This window comes from Okeania sp. (assembly GCF_983059655.1).
In genome coordinates, this window is record NZ_CEZPJD010000848.1 from 1 (window position 1) to 3,320 (window position 3,320).

Annotated in this window: 2 protein-coding genes; one reads left to right on the forward strand and one right to left on the reverse strand. The window is 34.3% G+C overall.

Features of this window, described 5'->3' with window-relative positions; all coding sequences use genetic code 11:
• Positions 1–669: 669 nt before the first annotated feature.
• Complete coding sequence (locus AC3DU7_RS29240) at positions 670–2,094, reverse strand: NADP-dependent isocitrate dehydrogenase (RefSeq protein WP_488042763.1); 1,425 nt, start codon at positions 2,092–2,094, stop codon at positions 670–672.
• 390 nt (positions 2,095–2,484) lie between these two features.
• Here AC3DU7_RS29240 and AC3DU7_RS29245 point away from each other — a divergent pair, with 390 nt between their 5' ends.
• Positions 2,485–3,306, forward strand: coding sequence for a hypothetical protein (locus tag AC3DU7_RS29245; protein ID WP_488042764.1), 822 nt, complete (start codon positions 2,485–2,487; stop codon positions 3,304–3,306).
• The last annotated feature ends 14 nt before the right edge of the window (positions 3,307–3,320 follow it).

Consider the following 3,320-nt stretch of genomic DNA (forward strand, 5'->3'; position numbering starts at 1 on the left):
GATAGCTGATGGCTAATAGCTGTTTGCGCAGCATTCCGGAGGAAATGCTTACGGTTTTAGAGCAAATAATTGATAATAATTGATTTTATTTTTCAACCCTATTTTTAGTCAAATTGACATTTATTAGGTAAAGTCTTTTCAGCATAAAAATTATTCGTAGCATTCTTTTTTTATTTCATATTAAAACTCAGACAAAGCAAGATTTTTCACCCCTTAATTCCTTCCTTATCTCCTAGATAATAAAAACTTTCTTCTTTATTCCGCTATAGCAATTCCCATACTAGTGAGGTACAAAATTTTAGGCTTGAGGGAACAGGGAACAGGGAATAAAAATACAAAATATAACTGTACCTCACGACCTTGGGTAAAGGCTATATATCAATCAGGTATTAGCTTAAAAGTTAGTAGTGCAGAATGGCGGAAATAACTGACCAGTTACAAAATCTTAAAAGCCTTACCAGTCAATACTTATGACTTATGACTTATGACTTATGACTTATGACTTCCGCGTAGCGGCAGTAGTGCTAGATGAATAACCTTTTTACCTATCATTTACCAAATAATTAAAATTTAAAGCCTCTCCTTTAAAGAAGAAATAATTTTCCTTTTAATCAATTCTCTTCTTTTCAGGGAGAGGTAATTATTAATTATTAATTGTTGAACACTTATCTAATCTTTAAAATGTTTGATAATTGCATCAGCAAACTCAGAACATTTCAAAGCTGCCACAGGTGGTTCCATTAACCTTGCCAAATCATATGTCACCTCACCATTAGAAATAGCAACCTCAAGACCTTTTTTAATCAGATCGGCCGCTTCTTGCCAACCCATATATTCCAACATCATCACACCAGAAAGAATCAAAGATCCAGGGTTTACCCGGTCCAAGCCTGCGTGTTTTGGAGCTGTACCATGGGTAGCCTCAAAAATAGCACATTCATCACCAATATTAGCACCAGGCCCCATACCTAAACCACCAACAATAGCCGCAGCAGCATCAGATAAATAATCCCCATTCAAATTCATAGTTGCTAGTATAGAATACTCCCCTGGTCGAGTTTGAATTTGTTGGAAAATACTATCAGCAATACGGTCATTTACCATAATTTTATCTTGCCATTTTCCATCCCCATGACTATCCCAAATAGCTGCCAATACATCCTCAACTTCTTGGCAAATTTCAGCTTTTTTTTCTGCCGTTAAAGCATCATAACCAGGGTCAATTTTTCGAGCATTTTCTTCACTACTAATATTAGGATTTTCCTCCTTATTAGAAAGTATCCAAGATTCTCTTTCCGTCACACATTCAGCCCGAAATTCAGTAGTTGCTAACTCATAACCCCAGTCACGAAATGCCCCCTCAGTATACTTCATAATATTACCCTTATGCACCAAAGTTACCATTTGTTTTGACTTGGGTAAACGTAAAGCATTTTGGATGGCACGTTTGACTAACCGTTGCGAACCAGTTTTACTAATAGGTTTAATACCAATACCAGAGTCAAGGCGAATTTGCTTTTTGCCATGTTCGGGAGTACCAGGAATTAAGTCTTTGTTTAAAATATCAATCAACTTACTAGCAATATCAGTACCCTCGCGCCATTCTATTCCTAAATAAATATCTTCAGTATTTTCCCGATAAATAATGACATCTAACTTTTCTGGACTTTTGTGGGGAGAAGGGGTACCCGCGTAATATCTACAAGGACGAACACAAGCATATAGATCGTTAATTTGACGCAACGCCACATTTAAAGACCGAATACCCCCACCGATGGGAGTGGTCAAAGGACCCTTAATGGCAATACCATATTCTTTAATAGCGTTGAGAGTATCTTCCGGCAAATATTGGAAAGTGCCATATTTTTCACAAGCTTCGTCACCAGCGTAAACCTTAAACCAATTGATTTTGCGTTTATCTCCATAGGCAGTGGCGATCGCGGCATCAAAGACTTTTTGAGATGCTGGCCATAAATCTACCCCTGTACCATCGCCCCGAATAAATGGGATAATGGGGTCGTCTGGAATATTCGGTTGACCGTTGCTGAAACTGACTTTAGAACCTGTGCTTGGGGGAGTTATTTTTTCGTACATACTTCGACAGTCTGGACTATAATACTTTTCTTTGTGTCCAGATTATGGCTCTATAATTGTATATCTTTAAATATATCTATGATTTTTTTAGAATTTAAATTGAAGTTAAAAAGGAAAAGAGAAGAGGGAAGAAGGGAAGAAAGAGTTTAATTATTTTTGTAGGTTTTTGCCGAATAAGACTAGCATAAATAGCAGAATTTTGCCAGTATATTGTCTTTGCCAAAATATATTACTTTTTTTGGTTATATATTTCTCTACTGAGATTTATAATTATAACCATCTATAGAAAAAGATTCAAAAATACTTCCAAGTACACTTTTGTTTGTATCTAACTCTGAGAGTAAATCTGCCTGCCATAGTCTAAAAAGTTGTCTATCTAGTTACACCATTATGGTTGATTTCAGTATTTCATTATTAACTCAAGGTTTTAATTCAGGTATAAAAATAGCAGAAATAACTGGTTTAATAGAATCTTCAAATTTCAAAATAGACAAATTGATAGAGAAAGAGTTAAATTCAGGTCTTCAACACTTACAAAATAGTGAAATATCTAGCAATTTTGAGCGAAAGAAATTTTTTGTAGATGAAGCATACAAGTGCTTTACAGATGCTCTATCTGTGGAAACAAATGAACGATTATTTTTGGCATATCTTGGGTATATTTATTGTCTTGGCTGTATGAATGAAAGAGAAAATCTGAGAGATGCTCTCAAAGAGTTTTCATGTAAACATTTACAAGTTAATTTTTGGAGTTCTATAAATGTTAAAGAAGAAGTTGTAGATATTCTTGTTTCTAGCATACAATACTTGCCTTTTAAGTTGAAAAATGTAAAATTCTTTGTACAAGAATGTATACTTTTTATTAAATTGTTTTTATTCGTATTATTTATTGAAAACTTCAATCCTCAGTATTTGAGACTTAGGATTAGATATATAAGAAAAAAAAATGTAGAAACATTTAACGAACTCGAAAACAGAATCAAGTTTTTCAAAAAACGAAAAATCGTACAAAAACATATAATAATGATTGCGGAAAAATTTGAAACAAAACAAGCAAAGGATACAATTAAAGACTCAAGAAAAATAATAATGTTGATAGAAAAACAGATGGAGATATTTGAATTACAGAAAGAGGCTTATAGTTTAGTGGTAAGCATTCAGCCGTCAGCTATCAGCGCTTCAGCGCTTCAGCGCTTCAGCTATTGCTTTTAGTGAGCGATCAAAGC

Excerpts from the sequence above, each read along its gene's own strand:
- AC3DU7_RS29240 (WP_488042763.1), bottom strand. The coding sequence starts at position 2,094 with ATGTACGAAAAAATAACTCCCCCAAGCACAGGTTCTAAAGTCAGTTTC.
- AC3DU7_RS29245 (WP_488042764.1), top strand. The coding sequence starts at position 2,485 with ATGGTTGATTTCAGTATTTCATTATTAACTCAAGGTTTTAATTCAGGT.